The sequence below is a fragment of the Ramlibacter sp. Leaf400 genome, assembly GCF_001424545.1.
Classification (GTDB): Bacteria; Pseudomonadota; Gammaproteobacteria; order Burkholderiales; family Burkholderiaceae_C; genus Ramlibacter.
Window position 1 is genome coordinate 15,065 of sequence record NZ_LMQL01000005.1, and the last position, 18,415, is coordinate 33,479.

At 70.5% G+C, this 18,415-nt stretch carries 17 protein-coding genes; 8 read left to right on the plus strand and 9 right to left on the minus strand.

Annotated features, from left to right (window positions below; all coding sequences use genetic code 11):
• Positions 1 to 96: 96 nt before the first annotated feature.
• Positions 97 to 324: a hypothetical protein gene (locus tag ASG30_RS04930; RefSeq protein WP_055893502.1), complete on the minus strand. Its 228-nt coding sequence runs from the start codon at positions 322 to 324 to the stop codon at positions 97 to 99.
• A gap of 231 nt (positions 325 to 555) precedes the next feature.
• On the opposite strand from ASG30_RS04930, the gene ASG30_RS04935 reads away from it, so the two are divergent.
• Entirely contained in the window at positions 556 to 903 is a 348-nt protein-coding gene (locus ASG30_RS04935; protein WP_055893504.1) for a hypothetical protein, read from the plus strand.
• 10 nt (positions 904 to 913) lie between these two features.
• Here the strand turns inward: ASG30_RS04935 and ASG30_RS04940 are convergent, their stop codons facing one another.
• The 7 genes from ASG30_RS04940 to ASG30_RS04970 all read right to left on the minus strand — a co-directional run bounded on the left by ASG30_RS04940 (position 914) and on the right by ASG30_RS04970 (position 7,931).
• Positions 914 to 1,573, minus strand: a complete 660-nt coding sequence (locus ASG30_RS04940; protein WP_055893508.1) for a DsbA family oxidoreductase — start codon at positions 1,571 to 1,573, stop codon at positions 914 to 916.
• Between the two features lie 61 nt (positions 1,574 to 1,634).
• Positions 1,635 to 2,249 (minus strand): LysE family translocator, encoded by a 615-nt coding sequence (locus tag ASG30_RS04945; protein ID WP_055893510.1) that lies wholly within the window; start codon positions 2,247 to 2,249, stop codon positions 1,635 to 1,637.
• Positions 2,246 to 2,659, minus strand: coding sequence for a VOC family protein (locus ASG30_RS04950; protein WP_055893513.1), 414 nt, complete (start codon positions 2,657 to 2,659; stop codon positions 2,246 to 2,248). Before ASG30_RS04950 ends, ASG30_RS04945 begins: the two co-directional genes overlap by 4 nt.
• Positions 2,660 to 2,667: 8 nt before the next feature.
• On the minus strand, positions 2,668 to 3,090 hold the full coding sequence (locus tag ASG30_RS04955; RefSeq protein ID WP_055893756.1) for a VOC family protein: 423 nt from the start codon (positions 3,088 to 3,090) through the stop codon (positions 2,668 to 2,670).
• Between the two features lie 98 nt (positions 3,091 to 3,188).
• The gene (locus ASG30_RS04960; protein WP_055893515.1) at positions 3,189 to 5,144 is read right to left on the minus strand and encodes an acetyl/propionyl/methylcrotonyl-CoA carboxylase subunit alpha; all 1,956 of its coding nucleotides are present in this window, start codon (positions 5,142 to 5,144) and stop codon (positions 3,189 to 3,191) included.
• Between the two features lies 1 nt (position 5,145).
• On the minus strand, positions 5,146 to 6,300 hold the full coding sequence (locus tag ASG30_RS04965; RefSeq protein ID WP_055893519.1) for an acyl-CoA dehydrogenase family protein: 1,155 nt from the start codon (positions 6,298 to 6,300) through the stop codon (positions 5,146 to 5,148).
• Positions 6,301 to 6,314: 14 nt separating this feature from the next.
• A complete protein-coding gene (locus ASG30_RS04970; RefSeq protein ID WP_055893522.1) occupies positions 6,315 to 7,931 on the minus strand; it encodes an acyl-CoA carboxylase subunit beta in 1,617 nt (538 codons plus the stop codon).
• Positions 7,932 to 8,989: 1,058 nt separating this feature from the next.
• On the opposite strand from ASG30_RS04970, the gene ASG30_RS04975 reads away from it, so the two are divergent.
• Positions 8,990 to 10,783 carry an acyclic terpene utilization AtuA family protein gene (locus ASG30_RS04975; protein ID WP_055893524.1) on the plus strand — a complete coding sequence of 598 codons (1,794 nt, stop codon included), beginning with the start codon at positions 8,990 to 8,992 and terminating at the stop codon, positions 10,781 to 10,783.
• Here the strand turns inward: ASG30_RS04975 and ASG30_RS04980 are convergent, their stop codons facing one another.
• A complete protein-coding gene (locus tag ASG30_RS04980) occupies positions 10,784 to 11,587 on the minus strand; it encodes a crotonase/enoyl-CoA hydratase family protein (protein WP_442965665.1) in 804 nt (267 codons plus the stop codon).
• Positions 11,588 to 11,687: 100 nt separating this feature from the next.
• Here ASG30_RS04980 and ASG30_RS04985 point away from each other — a divergent pair, with 100 nt between their 5' ends.
• The 6 genes from ASG30_RS04985 (at position 11,688) to ASG30_RS05010 (ending at position 18,390) form a co-directional block, all read left to right on the plus strand.
• On the plus strand, positions 11,688 to 12,563 hold the full coding sequence (locus ASG30_RS04985) for a branched-chain amino acid ABC transporter permease (protein ID WP_055893527.1): 876 nt from the start codon (positions 11,688 to 11,690) through the stop codon (positions 12,561 to 12,563).
• 2 nt (positions 12,564 to 12,565) lie between these two features.
• Positions 12,566 to 13,642 carry a branched-chain amino acid ABC transporter permease gene (locus ASG30_RS04990; RefSeq protein WP_055893530.1) on the plus strand — a complete coding sequence of 359 codons (1,077 nt, stop codon included), beginning with the start codon at positions 12,566 to 12,568 and terminating at the stop codon, positions 13,640 to 13,642.
• The gene (locus tag ASG30_RS04995) at positions 13,639 to 14,448 is read left to right on the plus strand and encodes an ABC transporter ATP-binding protein (RefSeq protein ID WP_055893532.1); all 810 of its coding nucleotides are present in this window, start codon (positions 13,639 to 13,641) and stop codon (positions 14,446 to 14,448) included. Before ASG30_RS04990 ends, ASG30_RS04995 begins: the two co-directional genes overlap by 4 nt.
• Positions 14,445 to 15,254, plus strand: a complete 810-nt coding sequence (locus ASG30_RS05000; protein WP_055893534.1) for an ABC transporter ATP-binding protein — start codon at positions 14,445 to 14,447, stop codon at positions 15,252 to 15,254. Before ASG30_RS04995 ends, ASG30_RS05000 begins: the two co-directional genes overlap by 4 nt.
• Before the next feature lie 4 nt (positions 15,255 to 15,258).
• Positions 15,259 to 17,115 carry an AMP-dependent synthetase/ligase gene (locus ASG30_RS05005; protein WP_055893539.1) on the plus strand — a complete coding sequence of 619 codons (1,857 nt, stop codon included), beginning with the start codon at positions 15,259 to 15,261 and terminating at the stop codon, positions 17,113 to 17,115.
• Positions 17,116 to 17,220: 105 nt separating this feature from the next.
• A complete protein-coding gene (locus ASG30_RS05010) occupies positions 17,221 to 18,390 on the plus strand; it encodes an ABC transporter substrate-binding protein (RefSeq protein ID WP_055893542.1) in 1,170 nt (389 codons plus the stop codon).
• Positions 18,391 to 18,415: the final 25 nt, after the last annotated feature.

Genomic DNA, 18,415 nt, shown 5'->3' on the forward strand with positions numbered 1-18,415 from the left:
GAAACTCCTTCCCCGCGAATAGGCGGCCGTGGCGACTTCTCGGTAGCTCTCTCACCTCCTGCAAAAGGCGCTATGCGGTGGAGCTGGTCCAGTCCTTCAGGCCGGCTCCGGCGGCACCAGCGTCACCGGCGTGCTCGCGGCCAGCTCCCGCAGGGCGAGCCAGGTCTCGGACGACACCAGCAGCTCGGTCTGCTCCACGGGGTGGACCAGGCGGCCCTCGTCGCGCGTGGCATACCAGCCGGCCGCGAACAGGCCGCGGGCCTCGGAACTCAGATGTTCCGGGCCCGGCCGGGCGTCGGGGGGGAGTTGCCAGCGTGCGTCCATGGCGTGGAACTTAGCGGGGAACCGCTGGCTTGCTGCCGGTGACGAGGCACAAGCGTTGTCGGCGCGCTCCCACGTCAGACACGCGCTGCGCGCGGACGCGGAATGGTCGGATTTCCCACTGATGCACCCGCTGAGCTGCACTTCTTGCGCTTGCATACCCCTGGACCATTTCGCGCTGGACATCATGGGTGCTCGCCGCCCGGAGTCATGAGGCGGCTGTTTCGAGGAACCATGTCGAGCCTGCTTCACCCGCCCCTCCCCGAACTCGCGTCCCTGCTCGACGATTACGCGAGCGATTTCGAGTGGTACAGCTTCTGCCTGGTGTGCGGCCATTCGCCGCCGCGTGGGCAGGACCGATTGCAGTCGCTCTACCAGTCCCAGGCCCGCTGGCGGGGCAGCCGCATGCAGGAGCTCTATCCCCTGGTGTGCGCGCACTGGGACGTGGTGAACCTGGCGCACGACCTGTCGCAGACGCGCAACCAGCTGGAGCGGCGGCCGCTCGAAGGCCTGCTGCGCCGGGCCCAGGCCCACCACCGCCTGCAGGTTCAGGCCTTGCGGGCCCTGTGGGAAGCGGCCTGAAGGCGCGACGCTAGCCGGCATCCCGGCCGGCGATCTGCCGCAGCGCCTGCTCGAACACTTCCGGCGGCTGGCCGCCCTGGATCAGGTGGCGGTCGTTGACGATCACGGACGGCACGGCGTGGATGCCGTGCTGCGTGTAGAAACCCTCTTCCTCTCGCACCTCGCGGGCGTAGGTGTCCGACGAGAGCACCGTCTGCGCGGCCTGGCGGTCCAGGCCCGCGGCTTCCACGGCACCCAGCAGCACCTGCGGATCGGACACGTTGCGCGCCTCGGTGAAGTACACCCCCAGCAGGGACTTCTTGAGCGCCAGTTGCGCCTGCGGGGACTGCAGGCCGGCCCAGTGCAGCAGCCGGTGCGCGTCGAAGGTGTTCCAGACCCGGCCGCGGCCCTGCGCGCGGAACTCGAAACCCAGGTCGGCGCCGCGCTGGCGGATCGACTCCCAGTTGTGCGCCTGCTGCTCGGCCGTGGAGCCGTACTTCTGCGCCAGGTGCTCGCCGATGTCCTGGCCGTCGGGGCCCATCTGCGGATTGAGCTCGAACGGCTTGAAGTGCACCTCGGCGGGCACCTCGCCGTCCAGCCGGCGCAGCGCCTGTTCGAGCGAGGCCAGCCCGACGGCGCACCAGGGGCAGGCCACGTCCGAGACGAAATCGATCTTGAGCGGGGTGGTCATGGCCGCATGCTAGCGGCCGGGTGTTTCCTTGGCCGCGGGCAGGCCTTTGCCGCGCAGGCGGTCAGCGGTCGCTGACGGCCAGCCTGGCCCCCAGGCCGGCGAAGGCCGCGGCGAAGCCGTAGCGCAGCCAGCGCTGCACGCGCGCCGACTCGATCACCAGCGTGCGGAAGGCATGCGCGACGAAGCCGTACGCCACGAACACCACGAACGTCATCAGCATGAAGACCGCGCTGAGCACCAGCAGCTGCGCGAGCGGCTGTCCCGCGGCCGGATCGACGAACTGCGGCAGGAAGGCCAGGAAGAAGATGGTGAGCTTGGGGTTGAGGATGTTCAGCAGGAAGGCCTTCACCACCAGCCCCAGGGCCGACACGCGCGACACGCTGCCGTCCACCGCGAACGCCGAGCGGTCCCGCCAGGTCGCCACCGCCACGTAGAGCAGGTAGGCCACGCCCGCGTACTTGAGCAGCTGGAAGGCCAGGGCGCTGGTGTGCATCACGGCGGCCAGCCCGAGCACCGTGGCCAGCAGGTGCGGCACGATGCCCGCCGTGCAGCCCAGCGCGGCGTACACGCTGGCGGCGCGCCCCTGCACCATGCCGGTGGAGACGGTGTAGAGCACGCCGGTGCCGGGGATCAGCACCACGACGAGGGACGTGACCAGGAATTCGGGCGAGATCATCGCGGGGCTCCTCCAGGGGTCGAGGGTGGGCGGGCGTAGCTGACCGTGAGCGCTTCCCAGACGTGGCCGTCCGGTTCGCTCCAGTACACGATGCGGCCGCCGTGGTCGGTGTTGATGCGGCCGTCGAAGGGGCCGTGCGGCGTGCCGCGGTAGGGCAGGCCGGCCGCCCGCAGCCGGCCGACGAGGGCGTCGAACTCCGCCTCCGACACGCGGAAGCAGTAGTGCTGCTTCGGCAGCGCACCGTCATCCCACTGGTCGAAGTCCAGCGTCAGGCCGTCGCTCACGTACACCGGCGAGAAGGGCCCGATGCCGGTCGGCGACCAGGGCACGCCCAGGAGGCGGGCGAGCAACGCCGCCGACGCGTTGCGGTCGCGGGCGGGAACGATCAGGTGGTCGAGCTCGATGGACATGGGCGCACTCAGTCGGGCGGCAGCATGTCCGGGTTCCACGCCACTTCCCAGAGGTGGCCGTCGGGGTCCTGGAAGTAGCCGGCGTACCCGCCCCAGAAGGTCTTGGCGGCCGGCTTCACGAGGGTCGCTCCCGCGCTCCCGGCCTGCGCCATCACCTCGTCGACCTCGGCTTGCGAGCGCACGTTGTGCGCCAGCGCGAATTCGGTGGCGCTGCGCGGGCCGACCGCGATCCCCACGTCGTGCGCCAGGCTCTCGCGCGGCCACACCGCCAGGCGCAGGCCGCCGTCCAGCTCGAAGAAGGCGACGGCGCCATGCTCGAACTGCTCGCCGACGATGCCGGGCGTGCTCAGGCCCAGGCCGTCGCGGTAGAACGCCACCGCGCGCGCCAGGTCGTCGACCGCCAGGGTGATCAGGGTGATGCGTGGGTTCATGGTGCTTTGCGCGGCCCGGCGGGCGCGTGGCGACACGAAGGAGGCCGCCATCTTGTCACGGAGCGTCCACCCGAACCAGCTTCGGCCGCCCGGTCGGGCTACGACGCCGCCGCCGGAGCCTCCAGCTCCACCACGACGCGCCCGGCCTGCACCTGGTCGCCGGCGCGGGCATGCACCGCCTTCACGATTCCCGCGCTCGCCGCGCTGTGGACGTGCTCCATCTTCATCGCCTCCAGCGTCAGCACGGCCTGCCCGGCGGTGACGTTCTGGCCGGGCTCGACCAGCACCGCGACGACACGGCCGTTCATGGAGGCGCGCACGCGGCCGTCGCCGTTGGAGGCGGTGCCGCGCACCAGCGGCTCCAGGCTGCGGTCGCGCACGTGGTGCGGCTGCGCGCCCGCGACGTGGAAGCGCAACTCGCGGCCGTCGCGCACGAAGGCCAGCCGTTGCGCGATGCCGTCCAGCACGAGCTGTGCGCCGTCCGGTCGCAGCCCGGTGCATTCCAGCGCGTGCACGTCCGCACCGATGCGCACTTCGAAGGTGGTGGCGCGGGTCCGCACGACCTCGGCGGCCACCGTTTCGCCGTCGAGGTCGAAGCGCAGGCCGATCGGCAGGGCCGGCGCCAGCGTTCCCGCCGGCCACGCGGGACCGGCCACCAGCAGCCACGCCGCGAGGGCGCGCGCCCGCGAGCGTTCGGCGGGCGTGGAGGCGGTGAGTTCCTGCTCGTGTTCCCCGATGAACGCCGTCGTGGCCTCACCGCGTGCGAAGGCCGGGTGCAGCAGGCAGCGCGCCAGGAAGGCCTGGTTGGTGGTCACGCCCAGCGCCACCAGCTCGCGCAGCCCGCGCGCGAGCCGGCGCCGCGCTTCGTCTCGCGTGCGTCCGTGCGCCACCAGCTTGGCGATCATGGAGTCGTAGTAGGGCGGGATGACCGCGCCCGGCGCGAGCGCGTGCTCGACGCGCAGGCCCTGCGGCGGCTGCCACGCGGCCAGCGTGCCGCTCTGCGGCAGGAAGCCCTGCGCCGCGTCCTCGGCGCACAGGCGCACCTCGATCGCATGGCCCTGGAAGCGGATCTCGTCCTGGCGCAGCGGCAGCGCTTCGCCGGCGGCCACGCGCAGCTGCCACTCGACCAGGTCCAGCCCGGTCAGCGCCTCGGTGACGGGGTGTTCCACCTGCAGCCGCGTGTTCATCTCCATGAACCAGAAGCGGCCCTCGCGGTCCAGCAGGAACTCCAGCGTGCCGGCGCCTTCGTAGGCGATGGCTTTGGCGGCCGCCACGGCGGCGGCGCCCATGCGTTCGCGCAGCGCGGCGTCGACGGCGGGGGAGGGCGCTTCCTCCACCAGCTTCTGGTGGCGCCGCTGCACCGAGCAGTCGCGCTCGCCCAGGTGGACGGCGTTGCCCTGGCGGTCCGCGAACACCTGGATCTCGACGTGGCGCGGCGCCTCGATGGCCCGCTCCAGGATCACGGTGGCGTCGCCGAAGGCATGCAGGGCTTCCGACTGCGCGCTGCGCAGCAGCCCGTCGAACGCCTCGGCGGTGCGCACCAGCCGCATGCCGCGCCCGCCGCCGCCGGCCGTGGCCTTGACCATCACCGGCCAGTCGATGCCCTCGGCTTCCTGGCGCAGCCGCCCGGGGGACTGGTCGTCGCCCTGGTAGCCGGGGATGCAGGGCACGCCCGCCTGCGCCATCAGGCGCTTGGCACCGGCCTTGTCGGCCATCGCGCGGATGGCCTCGGGCGAGGGGCCGATGAAGACGAGGCCCGCGTCGCGGCAGGCCTGCGCGAAGCCGGCGTTCTCGGCCAGGAAGCCGTAGCCGGGATGGACCGCGTCGGCCCCCGTGCGGCGGGCGGCTTCGAGGATGGCGTGGATGTCCAGGTACGACTGCGCGGGCAGCGGCCCGCCGATGCACACCGCTTCGTCCGCGGCCGATACGTGCGGCGAGCCGGCGTCGGCGCTGGAGTAGACGGCGACGGTCGCGTAGCCGAGCCGGTGCGCGGTGCGCAGGATGCGCAGCGCGATTTCGCCGCGGTTGGCGATGAGGAGCTTGTGGAACCCCACGTCAGTCGTTCTTCGGGAACGTGCCCATGAACTTGGACAGGATCTGCAGCATCACCTCGTCCGCGCCCGCGCCGATGGACACCAGCCGCATGTCGCGGAACAGGCGCGAGATCGGCGCCTCGTCGGTGTAGCCCATGCCGCCCCAGAACTGCAGGCAGCCGTCGGCCACCTCGCGCACCACGCGGCCGGCCTTGAGCTTGGCCATGGTGGCCAGGCGGGTGGCGTCCTCGCCGCGCACCACCCTCTCCACGCCGGCCCAGTTGAGCGCATGCAGGGCCTCGACCTCGGTCTGCAGCTCGGCCAGCTTGTAGTGCACCCACTGGTTGTCCAGGATGGAGCGGCCGAACGCCTTGCGCTCGCGGGTGTATTCGATGGTCTCGCGGATGGCGCGCCGGGCCATGCCGCAGGCGTTGAGCGATCCCCACAGGCGCTCGTGCTGGAACTGCTCCATCTGGTACATGAAGCCCATGCCCTCCTCGCCGATGCGATGGCGCTGCGGCACGCGCACATCGTCGAAGTGCAGCTGCGCCGTGTCCGACGAGTGCATGCCCATCTTGCGGATCTTGCGCGCGACGCTGATGCCCGGCGTCTTCATCGGCACGATGATCAGCGACTTGTTGCGGTGGGCCGAGCCGTCCGAGGTGTTGGCCAGCAGGCAGCAGAAGTCGGCCTGCGTGCCGCTGGTGGTCCACATCTTGCCGCCGTTGATCACGTAGTCGTCGCCGTCCTTGCGCGCGGTGGTCCGGATCGACGCCACGTCCGATCCGCTGCCGACCTCGCTCACGCCCAGGCACCCGACCATCTCGCCGCGGATCGCCGGCGCCAGGAACTCGTCGCGCAGTTCGCGGCTGCCGTGGCGCGCCAGTGCCGGCGTGCACATGTCGGTCTGCACGCCGATGGCCATGGGCACGCCGCCGCAGCGGATCTCGCCCAGCGCCTCGGCCAGTACGGCGGCATAGGAGAAGTCGAGCGCGGCACCGCCGTTCTCTTCGGGCTTGGTGAGTCCCAGCAGGCCCAGCTCGCCCATCTGGCGGAAGAGCTGGTGCGCGGGAAAGATCTCGTCGCGCTCCCACTGGTCGACGTGCGGGTTCACCTGCTCGTCGATCCAGCGCCTGACGGTGGCGCGCAGCTGTTCGTGTTCGTGCGTGAGTTGCATCTTTCCGGTCTCCTTCAGGGGCGCGCCACCGAGAACTGCATCGCGCGCGGTTGCCGCGCTTCGGCTTCGCGGCAGACGGCGAACACTTCGGCGAGCACGGCGCGCGTGTCGCGCGGGTCGATCACGCCGTCGTCCAGCAGGCGGGCGCTGGTGGTGAAGACGCTCATCTGCCCGTCGAAGTGCTCGACGATGCGCCGGCTCATCTCGTCCAGCCGGGCCACGTCGACCTCGCCTTTGCGCTTCATGGCCGCTTCGCTGACGATGCGCATGGTCTGCGCCGCCTGCTCGCCGCCCATGACGGCGGTGCGCGCGTTGGGCCAGCTGAAGCAGAAGCGCGGATGAAAGCCCCGCCCGCACATGCCGTAGTTGCCCGCGCCGTACGACGCGCCGCAGTAGACCGTCACCTGCGGCACGCTGGCGTTGGTGACGGCCTGGATCATCCTGGAGCCGTGCTTGATCATCCCGGCCTGCTCGTAGGCCTTGCCCACCATGAAGCCGGTCGTGTTGTTCAGGTAGAGCAGGGGCGTGCCCGACTGGCAGCAGGCCTGGATGAAGTGGGTGGCCTTGTTGGCGCCGGCCACGTCGATCGGGCCGTTGTTGGTGATCACGCCCACCGGCCAGCCCTCCAGCCGGATGTGGCCGCAGACGGTGGCGCTGCCGTAGTCGCGTCCGAACTCCAGGAAGTCGGAGTCGTCGGCGATGCGCGCGATCACCTGCTTCATGTCGACCGGCCGCTTGAGGTCGGCCGGCATCAGGCCCAGCAGCTCTTCCGCGTCCAGGCGGGGGGGACGGGGCTCGCGCGGCGCCGACCGCGCGCTGCGGTCCCAGTCGATCTGCGCCAGGATGTCGCGGGCGATTCGCAGCGCGTCGCGGTCGTCCTCGGCCAGGTAGTCGCCCAGGCCCGAAATGCTGGTGTGCATCTCGGCGCCGCCCAGCTCCTCCTCGGTGGCGACTTCGCCGGTGGCGGCCATGAGCAGCGGCGGCCCGGCCAGGAAGGCGCGCGAGCGGCCGCGCACCAGGATGATGTAGTCCGACAGGCCCGTCTGGTAGGCGCCGCCCGCGGTGGAGGAGCCGTGCGTGACGGTCACCACCGGCAGCCCCGCGGCCGACAGGCGCGCCAGGTTGCGGAAGGTGCTGCCGCCGCGGATGAAGTCCTCGACCCGGTAGGTCATGAGGTTGGCGCCGGCCGATTCGACCAGCTGCACGTAGGGCAGCCTGTTCTCCAGCGCGAGCTCCTGCACGCGCAGCAGCTTGTCCAGGCCCATGGGCTGCAGCGCGCCGGCGTCGATGCCCGAGTCGGACACCAGCACCATGCAGCGCACGCCGCTGACGAAGCCGATGCCGGCGACCATCCCGCCGCCCGGCACGCTGCGGTCCAGGTCATCCGTGTCCAGGCCCAGGCCGGCCAGCGAGGCCAGCTCCAGGAAGGGCGCGCCCGGGTCCAGCAGCAGGGACAGGCGCTGGCGCGGCAGCAGCTGGCCGCGCTGCTCGAACCGCTCGCGCGCGGCGGTCGACTTGGCGCGCGTGCGCTGTTCGTACGTGCGCACCCGCTGCAGCAGGCCGAGCATGTGCTCGCGGTTCGCGGCGAAGGCTTCGCTGCCGGGGGCGACGGTGGTTTCGATCTGGGGCATGCGGCGGGGTTGGCGGTCGGGCGGCGTTCGACTCTAGCGGTGGGGGGCGGCGGGGGCTATTCGGGTATTGCCGACGGGGGCCCGTCGTTCCTGGGGGGCCGACTTGGGCCGGTGGGTGGGGATCGATGGGAGCCTTCTTGCGGGTCTTTGGCTAATGCTCATTGGTGTTCGTGGCCTGCGGCAGGGGGTCCCCGGCGGGGGGCTCATGCTGTGCCTCTTCGCCTGCTTCGCTGGCGCTCGCAGTGCTGCGCGCATCGCTTGAGTGGTGCGGGCCCTCGCGGAAAAACTCACTTCGCGCTGCTGCGCACCGCTCCGTTCAGACAGTTTCCGCGAGTCAGTGGTTCATCAACGAGCTGCGCCCGCTTGCCGCGGGCTCGCAGGGCCCGCACCACTGCGCGACGCTCGGCACAGAAATCGCCCCCCGCCGGGGACCCCCTGCAACGAGCTGCGCCCGCTTGCCGCGGGCTCGCAGGGCCCGCACCACTGCGCGACGCTCGGCACAGAAATCGCCCCCCGCCGGGGACCCCCTGCCGCTGGGCACAGCGGTGGCCGACCAGGCAGGGCTCCTGCTAGGCCCCCGTCATTCCCGCGAAGGCGGGAATCCAGTGCGTCCGCCTTCGGCGGGCTTCAGGGAAGCACTGGATCCCCGCCTTCGCGGGGATGACGTGGCAAAGAAAAGCGGAGCGCAGTGGCGAGGGAGTCGGCGGAGCGCAGTGGCGAGGCAGGCGGCGGGGCGCAGAGGGTTTCCTGCTCGCACTCGCACCCTGCTCCCACGCGGCAGGCGGTGCCTGGCCCGGGCGATTTGTGGGACGAGCCGGGCTTTCCGCGGCCCGGCCGTTGCGAGCCGAAGGCGAGCTTGAAATGAACAACTGACTCGCGGCAGCTGTCTGAACGGAGCGCTGCACCGCAGCGCGCAGTGAGTTCTGCCGCGCAGGCCGGGCCGCGGAATGCCCTGCGAGTTGCGAGTGCGAAGCGCGAGCAACCGGCCCACCATGAGCCCGGGCCAGGCACCGCCTGCCGCGCGGGCGCACGGCCCCAACAAGCGCTACCCTCCTGCCATGGCCAATCGCAAAACCGTCCGCATAGGAGGCGCCTCCGGCTTCTGGGGCGACAGCCGGGTCGGGCCGGCGCAGCTGGTGCAGTCCGGCGCGATCGACTACCTGGTGTTCGACTACCTGGCCGAGACCACCATGGCCGTGCTGGCCGGCGCGCGGGCGAAGAAGCCGGAGCTGGGCTGGGCCACGGACTTCGTCGACACCGCCCTGCAGCAGGTGCTGCCCGAGGCGATGCGGCGCGGCATCAAGGTCGTGGCCAACGCCGGCGGCATCAACCCGCAAGGCTGCGCGCAGGCGGTGAAGGCGCTCGCCGCATCCATGGGCCTGTCGCCGCGCATCGCGGTGGTGGAGGGCGACGACGTGGCCGCCCGGATGCCGTCGCTGCGCCAGCAGGGCGCCACCGACATGTTCACCGGCGAGGCGCTGCCCGCGCGCGTGCTCAGCGCCAACGCCTACCTCGGCGCCTTCCCCATCGCGAAGGCCCTGGCCGCCGGCGCCGACATCGTGATCACCGGGCGCGTGGTGGACAGCGCCGTCACGCTCGGTCCGCTGATCCACGAATTCGGCTGGGGCGCGGACGACCACGACCACCTGGCGGGCGGCAGCCTGGCCGGCCACATCATCGAATGCGGCTGCCAGGCCACCGGCGGGCTCTTCACCGACTGGGCCGAGGTGCCGGACTGGGCCCACATCGGCTACCCCATCGCCGAATGCGCCGACGACGGCAGCTTCGAGATCACCAAGCCGCCCGCCACCGGCGGCCTGGTGCGCGCCGCCTGCGTGGCCGAACAGCTGCTGTACGAGATCGGCGACCCGGGCGCCTACCTGCTGCCCGACGTGGCCTGCGATTTCCGCCAGGTGCGCATCGAGCCCTCGGGGCCGGAACGCGTGCGCGTCTCGGGCGCGCAGGGCCGCGCGCCGGGTCCGCGCTACAAGGTCTCGGCCACGCAGCTCGCCGGGTACCGCTGCGCCGGCTCGATGGTGCTGGTGGGGCGCGAGGCCGCGGCCAAGGCGCGCCGCACGGCCGAAGCGATCCTGGAGCGCACGCGCGAACTGCTGGCGCAGGCGGGGCTGGCCGATTTCAGCTCGGCGCAGGTCGAGCTGCTCGGCTGCGAGGGCCTGTACGGCCCGCATTCGCGTGCGGCGCAAGCGCGCGAGGTGATGGTGCGCATCGTCGTGGACCACCCCGACAAGCGGGCACTGGAACTGTTCGCACGCGAGATCGCGCCCGCAGGCACCTCCTGGTCGCCGGGCACCACCATGCCGGCGGGCGGCCGGCCGTCGCCTTCGCCGCTGGTCAAGCCGTTCGCCTTCCTGCTGGACAAGGCGGGCGTGCCGGTGCGGGTGAGCGTCGACGGCGGCCAGGCCATGGTGGTGGACATCGCCCCTGGCGGTGAACTGCAGCCCCCCGAGCCGCTGCCGCTCCCGCCTTCCTGGGCCGCCGCGCCGGATGAGCCGGAGGTCGAAGTGCCCCTGGTCCGCCTGGCCTGGGCGCGCAGCGGCGACAAGGGCGACATGGCCAACATCGGCGTGATCGCGCGCCGGCCCGAGTGGGCGCCGCTGCTGTGGGACCGGCTCACGCCCGAAGTGGTCGGCGCGTACTTCGCGCACCTGGCGCAAGGGCCGGTGGAGCGCTTCCACCTGCCGGGGATCCACGCGATCAACTTCGTGCTGCACCGCGCGCTGGCCGGCGGCGGGCCGGCTTCGCCGCGCTTCGATCCGCTGGGCAAGGGCTTCGCGCAGATGCTGCTGGACCTGCCGGTGAAGGTGCCGCGCTCGCTGGCGCAGGCGCTCTGATCAGAACTTGCCGTGCCGCCCTTCGCCGGCGGCGAAGCGCGCGGCGCCCTCGAGGCCGTCGGCCATGCAGGGGTGGCCACCGCACCACTCCTGGTGCAGCGCCTCCTCCAGCGACAGCCCCCATTGCCGATAGGCGCTCAGGCGGTCGGCGCGCAGCGTGCGCTGCGGGAAGGCCGCGAGCTGTCCGGCCAGCGCGATCGCCGCTTCGCGCGCCTGGCCCGCGGGCACCACGCGGTTGCACAGGCCCATCTGCAGCGCTTCGGCGCTGCGCACCTGGCGGCCGGTGAGGATCAGGTCCATGGCATGGCCCATGCCGATCAGGCGCGGCAGGCGCACGGTGCCGCCGTCGATCAGCGGCACGCCGAAGCGGCGGCAGTAGACGCCGAAGTACGCGTCCTCCTCCATCACCCGCAGGTCGCACCACAGCGCCAGCTCCATGCCGCCGGCCACGGCCGCGCCGCTGACCGCGGCGATCACCGGCTTGGAGAGCAGCAGGCGCGAAGGGCCCATCGGGCCCTGCGGCTGCGGCGTGCCCGGCTGGAAGTCGAGCTCGGCGAACACGTCCTGCGCCTGGCCGGCCAGGCGGGCGCCGGTCTGCAGGTCCCAGCCCGCGCAGAAGTGGCCGTGCGCGCCGTGGAACACCGCGACCGAAGCCGCGTCGTCGGCGTCGAAGGCCAGGAACGCCTCGTACAACTGCCGCGCGGTGTCGCGGTCGACCGCGTTGCGCACCTCGCGCCGGTCCAGCGTGACGATCGTGACCGGGCCCTGCTTCTCGGTTCTCACGGGGGTCTGCATGGAGGGCATTACACCGGCGCGCGTTGGCGACCCCCTCGGGGCGAACCCTGTAACGGGCGGCAGGGGCCACGGCTATAACCGGACCCCACACAACAAAGGCGCACGCGCGGTGCAATTCCTCCAACTGGTGATCAGCGGCATCGCGCAGGGATGCATCTACGGCCTGATCGCCCTGGGCTTCGTGCTCATCTACAAGGCGACCGAGACCGTGAGCTTCGCCCAGGGCGAGCTGATGATGCTGGGCGCCTTCTGCGGGCTGGCGGTGATGGTGCTGATGGGCCTGCCGTACTGGGTGGCGGTGCTGTCGGCCATCGCGGCCATGGCGCTGTTCGGCGTGCTGCTCGAGCGCGTGGCGCTGCGTCCCATCCTCGGCCAGCCGGCCTTCTCCATCGTGATGCTCACGATCGGCATCGGCTACGTGGCGCGCGGCGGCATCACCATGATCCCGGCCATCGGCACCGAGACCCACGCGCTGCCCGTGCCCTACAAGGACGTGATCTGGCGACTGGGCGGCCTGGTGGTCAACGCGGAGCAGGTGGTGGTGATCGCCGCCACCGCCGGCCTGTGCGCGCTGCTCTACGCCGCCTTCCGCTACAGCAAGGTGGGCATCGCCATGCAGGCGGCATCGCAGAACCAGCTGGCCGCCTACTACATGGGCATCCCGGTGCGCCGGCTCAACAGCCTGGTGTGGGGTCTGGCGTCGGCGGTGGCGGCCATCGCCGGGCTGCTGCTGGCGCCCATCACCTTCGTGCACGCCAACATGGGCTTCATCGGCCTCAAGGCCTTCCCGGCCGCGGTGGTGGGCGGCTTCGGCAGCCTGCCGGGCGCCATCGTCGGCGGCCTGATCATCGGCGTGGTGGAGTCGCTGGCCGGCTTCTACCTGCCCGAGGGCTTCAAGGACATCGCCGCCTACATCGTGGTGCTGGTGATGCTGGTGGTGCTGCCGAACGGGCTGTTCGGCGAGAAGCTGCGCAAGAAGGTCTAGCCATGCGCTTCATCTTCAAGACCCACTACGACCAGGACATCCGCCTGGCCAAGCATGGCGGCCACGTGTTCTGGTACGGCGCGCTGGCGCTGGTGATGGTCGCCGCGCCCTGGCTGCTGTCCGAGTACCTGCTGGCGCAGCTCACGTTCATCCTGATCTACGGCATCGTCGGCCTCGGGCTGATGATGCTGGCGGGCTTCACCGGCCTGTTCTCCATCGGCCATGCGGCGTTCTTCGGCGCGGGTGCCTACACCCAGGCCGTGCTCACCAACATGGGCTGGCCGTTCCCGCTGGCGATGGCCGTCGCGGGCGCGCTGTCGGCGGTGGTGGGCGTGGTGGTCGGGCTGCCGGCGCTGCGGGTCAAGGGCATCTACCTGGGCATCGCCACGCTGTCGTTCGGCTTCATCGTGGAGGAGGTGTTCGCCCGCTGGGAGAAGGTGACGGGCGGCAACGCCGGCCTGATGGTGGGCACGCCCAAGGCGTTCGGCTGGGCGGCCGACACCGGCGACTCGTTCTACTACGTGTGCCTGGTGACGGCGGCCATCGCCACGCTGGCCTGCGTGAACCTGCTGCGCTCGCCCACCGGCCGCGCCTTCGTGGCCATCCGCGACTCCGAGATCTCGGCCCAGAGCATGGGCATCCACCTGGCCTGGTACAAGACGCAGAGCTTCGCCTTCTCGGCGGCGCTGGCGGGTATCGGCGGCGCGCTGTACGCCCACCAGATCCGCTTCCTCTCGCCCGACCAGTTCAACATCATCCAGTCGATCGACCTGCTGCTGATGGTGGTGATCGGCGGCCTGGGCTCGCTGCACGGCGCCTTCCTCGGCGCCATCTTCCTGATCGGGCTGCCGCAGGCCATCGCGGCGGTGAAGGACGTGCTGCCGCCGTCCATCGGCCAGGCGCCCGGCCTGAAGGCGGTGGTCTACGGCCTGGTGCTGATCGCCTTCGTGCTGTTCGAGCCGCTCGGGCTGTACGGCCGCTGGCTCAAGGTGCGCGCCTGGTTCCAGCTGTTCCCGTTCTACCGCAAGGGCATGTTCCGGCGGCAGAAGTCCTTCCAGAAGTCGGAGCGGCTGCGGTGAACGGCCCCGGGATCCTGCTCTCGGCGAAGAACCTGTCGGTGCGCTTCGGCGGCGTGCTGGCCGTCAACAACGTGAGCTTCGACGTGCGGCGCGGCGAGGTGTTCACGCTGATCGGGCCCAACGGCGCGGGCAAGACCACGGTGTTCAACCTGATCAGCCGCATCTACAACCCCACCACCGGCACCATCGACTACGAGGGCCAGCCGCTCACGCGCCAGCCGCCGCACCGCGTGGCCGGGCTGGGCATCGCTCGCACCTTCCAGAACATCGAGCTGTTCGAGCATGCGACGGTGCTGCACAACCTGCTGATCGGCCGCCACACCCACCGCAGCACCGGCATGTGGAACGAGCTGTTCTTCACCAGCCGCGTGCGCGCCGCCGAGATCCAGGCGCGCGAGAAGGTCGAGCAGGTGATCGAGCTGCTGGACCTGCAGCACTACCGCGACACCATGGTCGCCGGGCTGCCGTACGGCGTGCGCAAGGTGGTGGAGCTGGCCCGTGCGCTGTGCACCGAGCCGCGCCTGCTGCTGCTGGACGAACCGTCCTCGGGCCTGAACGTGGAGGAGACCGAGGACATGGCGTTCTGGATCCAGGACATCCAGCAGGAGCTGGGCACCACCGTGCTGATGGTCGAGCACGACATGACGCTGGTGTCCAAGGTGTCCGACCGGGTGCTGGCCATGAACCAGGGCGAGGTGCTGGCGGTGGGCACGCCGGCCGAGGTGCAGGCGCACCCGGGCGTGATCGAGGCCTACCTGGGCGCGGCCGAGGACGTGGCCATGCTGCGGCGGGAGGCGGCGCGATGACCGCCGCGCCGGCCGTTACCTCCGCGCGCGGCGGCGACCAGCCGGTGCTGCGGCTGGCCAACGTGGAATCGGCCTACGGGCCGGTCAAGGCCATCCGCGGCGTGAGCCTGCAGGTGCGGCGCGGCGAGATCGCCACCGTGCTGGGCTCCAACGGCGCGGGCAAGTCCACCATCCTCAAGACCATCTCCGGGATCATCGATCCGCTCAAGGGCCACATCGAGTTCAAGGGCGAGGACATCACCGCACGCGACCCGGCCCACATCGTGCAGCAGGGCCTGTCGCACGTGCCCGAGGGCCGCGAGGTGTTCCCGCTGCTGTCGGTGCACGACAACCTGGCGATGGGCGCGTACACGCGCAAGGACCGCGACGCGGTGGCGCGCGACATGGAGGCGGTGTTCGCCTACTTCCCCATCCTGCGCGAGCGCGCGTCGCAGGACGCCGGCCTGCTCTCCGGCGGCCAGCAGCAGATGCTGGCGATCTCGCGCGCCATCATGGCGGCGCCCGAGCTGATCCTGCTGGACGAGCCCAGCCTGGGCCTGTCGCCCAAGCTGACCAAGGAAATCTTCGAGATCGTGGTGCGCATCAACCGCGAGCGCGGCACCACCCTGCTGCTGGTGGAGCAGAACGCCAACATGGCCCTGAACGCCGCCGACTACGGCTACGTGCTGGAGAACGGCCGCATCGTGATGGAGGACACCTGCGCGCGCCTGCGCGAGAAGGAGGACATCCGCGAGTTCTACCTGGGCATGAAGGAAGCGGGCGTGCGCGGCGAGCGGCGCTGGAAGAAGAAGAAGACCTGGAGATGACCGCATGAGCAACCTCTGGGAAGCCATCGACATCGAGCCGCGCCACGACGTGGTGGTGGAGGGCGAGACGCTGCCGGTGATCTTCTGGAACGCCGTGCGCCAGCGCGGGCCCGGCGTCTGGATGCGGCAGAAGGAGCTGGGCCTGTGGCGCAGCTGGACCTGGGACGACGCCGGCCGCATCGTGCGCGAGCTCGCCGGTGGCCTGATGGCGCTGGGCTTCCAGCCGCGCGACACCGCCTCCATCCTGGCCAACACCCGGGCCGAGTGGGTGTGGGCCGACCTGGCGGTGTTGTCGGCCGGCGGCGTCTCCAACGGCATCTACCCGACGGACGCGCCCGCCCAGGTGCAGTACCTGTGCGAGGACTCGGGCACCAGCATCCTGTTCGTCGAGGACGAGGAGCAGCTGGACAAGGCACTGGAGGTGCGCGCGCAGCTGCCGCGCCTGCGCAAGATCGTGGTCATGGACATGGAAGGCCTGCGCGACCTGGACGACCCCATGGTCCTGGGCCTGGACGCGCTGCGCGAGCTGGGACGCGTGCACGACGCGCAGCACCCCGAGGCGCTGCAGCACCGCGTGCAGGCCTGCCGGCCCGAGGAACTGGCCATCCTGGTCTACACCTCCGGCACCACGGGCAAGCCCAAGGGCGCGATGCACAGCCACGGCGCGCTGGTCTATATCACGCGCGCCTACGGCCCGATGCTGCCGCAGGCCGAGGGCGACGAGCGCATGTGCTTCCTGCCCCTGTGCCACATCGCCGAGCGCATCGCGGGCGAGTACTTCCCGCTCTACACCGGCTCGCGCATCAACTTCGTGGAGAACCCGGAGACGGTGCCGGAGAACATCCGCGAGATCCAGCCCACGGTGTTCTTCGCCGTGCCGCGGGTGTGGGAGAAGTTCTATTCGGCCGTGATGATCGCGCTGCGCGAATCCACGCGGCTGCAGCAGGCCGTGTACGCGTGGAGCATCGGGGTGGGGGGCCGCATCGCCGACCACGTGCTGGCGGGCCGGCCGGTGCCGGCCGCGCTGAAGTTCCAGTTCCGCATCGCGCGCGCCCTGGCGCTGGACAACGTGCGCAAGCTGATCGGTATCCACAAGGCGCGCTTCCTGCTCACCGGCGCGGCGCCGATCTCGCCGGACCTGATCCGCTGGTACCTCTCGCTCGGGCTGCCGATGCTGGAGGCCTGGGGCATGACCGAGACCTGCGGCGCCTCGTCCTGCGTGCCGCCCGGCCGCATCAAGCCGGGCAGCATCGGCCCCGCGGGCGCGCACAACCAGATGCGCATCGATCCGGCCACCGGCGAGATCCAGGTCAAGGGACCCAACGTCTTCATGGGCTACCTCAACCAGCCGCGGAAGACGGCCGAGTCCTTCACGGCCGACGGGTGGTTCCGCACCGGCGACGTGGGATCGGTGGACGACGACGGCTACTTCCGCATCACCGACCGGATGAAGGACATCATCATCACGGCCGGCGGCAAGAACATCACGCCCAGCGAGCTGGAGAACGAGCTGAAGTTCTCGCCCTACATCACCGACGCCGTGGTCATCGGCGACAAGCGGCCCTACCTCACGGTGATCGTGATGATCGACCAGGAGAACGTCGAGAAGTACGCGCAGGACCACGACGTTCCCTTCAGCAACTACGCCAGCCTGACCCGCTCACGCGAGGTGCAGGACCTGATCCAGGGCGAGATCGACCGCGTGAACGGCAAGTTCGCGCGCGTGGAGCAGATCAAGCGCTTCTTCCTGCTGGACACGCAGCTGACCGCGGAGGACGAGGAGCTCACCCCCACCATGAAGCTCAAGCGCAAGCTGGTGGAGAACAAGTACTCGCCGCAGATCGAGGCGATGTACCGCTGAACGCGGCTCGTCTGCGGGATTACGCCAGCTTGACACCCCGGGGGCCGGGGGAAGAATCGCGCCGTTCACCCAGGGCGTTTGCCTTCCATTTCAGGAGACGAGGACATGCCAAGAAACTTCCGACTGCTCGCGGCCTGCGCGGCCCTGTCCCTGGCCGGCGGCGCCGCGCTCGCGCAGCAGCAGGGCGTGAGCAAGAACGAGATCGTGATCGGCACCATCCAGGACCTTTCGGGCCCGCTGGCGGGATTCGGCAAGCAGGCGCGCATGGGCATGCAGCTGCGGGTGGACGAGCTCAACGAGCAGGGGTCCGTGCACGGCCGCAAGCTGAAGCTGCTGGTGGAGGACGACGGCTACGACCCGCGCAAGGCGGTGCTGGCCGCGCAGAAGCTGGTCAACCAGGACAAGATCTTCATCATGGCCGGCCACCTGGGCACCGCGCAGAACATGGCGGCCATGCCGGTGCAGTTCGAGAAGGGCGTGATCAACTTCATGCCCATCACCGCCGCGCGCGAGATGTTCGAGCCCTTCCACAAGCTCAAGTTCGCTTTTGCCGCGACGTACTACGACCAGATGCGCACCAGCCTGCCCAAGCTGGTGAAGGACAAGAACGCCAAGAAGGTCTGCACCATCTACCAGGACGACGAGTTCGGCCTGGAGGTGCTGCGCGGGGCCGAAGCGGGCCTCAAGACCATCAACATGGAACTGGCCGAGAAGACCTCGTTCAAGCGCGGCGCCACCGATTTTTCCTCGCAGGTGGCGCGCATGAAGGGCGCGGGCTGCGACATGGTGGTGCTGGGCACCATCATCCGCGAGACCATCGGCACCATCGGGGAGTCGCGCAAGACCGGCTTCAGCCCCACCTTCATCGGCAGCAGCGCCAGCTACACCGACCTGATCCACAAGCTGGGCGGGCCCGCCATGAACGGCCTGTACGCCACGATGCAGGTGCAGCACCCGTACCTGGACGAGTCCTCGGACAAGATCCGCTTCTGGGCCAACAAGTACAAGACCAAGTTCAACGAGGACCCGACCGTGTTCTCGGTCTATGGCTACAACATCATCGACTGGTTCATCCAGGCCGCGCAGAAGAACGGCCCCAACCTCACCAGCGACAGCCTGGTCAAGACCATGGACGGCATGACGATGGCGCCCGACATCTTCGGCGGCGCCGTCCAGTCCTTCGGCGCGCAGAAGCGCCTGGGCAGCAACGAGTCCCGGCTCTCGATGATCGAGAACGGGAAGTGGAAGGTGATCTCCGATTACGTGAAGCCCTGACGGGATCCAGTCCTCGAGGAGGAGG

Bases quoted from the DNA above. Each gene is read 5' to 3' on its own strand.
- ASG30_RS04930 (WP_055893502.1), bottom strand. From the start codon at position 324: ATGGACGCACGCTGGCAACTCCCCCCCGACGCCCGGCCGGGCCCGGAA.
- ASG30_RS04935 (WP_055893504.1), top strand. From the start codon at position 556: ATGTCGAGCCTGCTTCACCCGCCCCTCCCCGAACTCGCGTCCCTGCTC.
- ASG30_RS04940 (WP_055893508.1), bottom strand. From the start codon at position 1,573: ATGACCACCCCGCTCAAGATCGATTTCGTCTCGGACGTGGCCTGCCCC.
- ASG30_RS04945 (WP_055893510.1), bottom strand. From the start codon at position 2,249: ATGATCTCGCCCGAATTCCTGGTCACGTCCCTCGTCGTGGTGCTGATC.
- ASG30_RS04950 (WP_055893513.1), bottom strand. From the start codon at position 2,659: ATGTCCATCGAGCTCGACCACCTGATCGTTCCCGCCCGCGACCGCAAC.
- ASG30_RS04955 (WP_055893756.1), bottom strand. From the start codon at position 3,090: ATGAACCCACGCATCACCCTGATCACCCTGGCGGTCGACGACCTGGCG.
- ASG30_RS04965 (WP_055893519.1), bottom strand. From the start codon at position 6,300: ATGCAACTCACGCACGAACACGAACAGCTGCGCGCCACCGTCAGGCGC.
- ASG30_RS04970 (WP_055893522.1), bottom strand. From the start codon at position 7,931: ATGCCCCAGATCGAAACCACCGTCGCCCCCGGCAGCGAAGCCTTCGCC.
- ASG30_RS04975 (WP_055893524.1), top strand. From the start codon at position 8,990: ATGGCCAATCGCAAAACCGTCCGCATAGGAGGCGCCTCCGGCTTCTGG.
- ASG30_RS04980 (WP_442965665.1), bottom strand. From the start codon at position 11,587: ATGCCCTCCATGCAGACCCCCGTGAGAACCGAGAAGCAGGGCCCGGTC.
- ASG30_RS04990 (WP_055893530.1), top strand. From the start codon at position 12,566: ATGCGCTTCATCTTCAAGACCCACTACGACCAGGACATCCGCCTGGCC.
- ASG30_RS05000 (WP_055893534.1), top strand. From the start codon at position 14,445: ATGACCGCCGCGCCGGCCGTTACCTCCGCGCGCGGCGGCGACCAGCCG.
- ASG30_RS05005 (WP_055893539.1), top strand. From the start codon at position 15,259: ATGAGCAACCTCTGGGAAGCCATCGACATCGAGCCGCGCCACGACGTG.
- ASG30_RS05010 (WP_055893542.1), top strand. From the start codon at position 17,221: ATGCCAAGAAACTTCCGACTGCTCGCGGCCTGCGCGGCCCTGTCCCTG.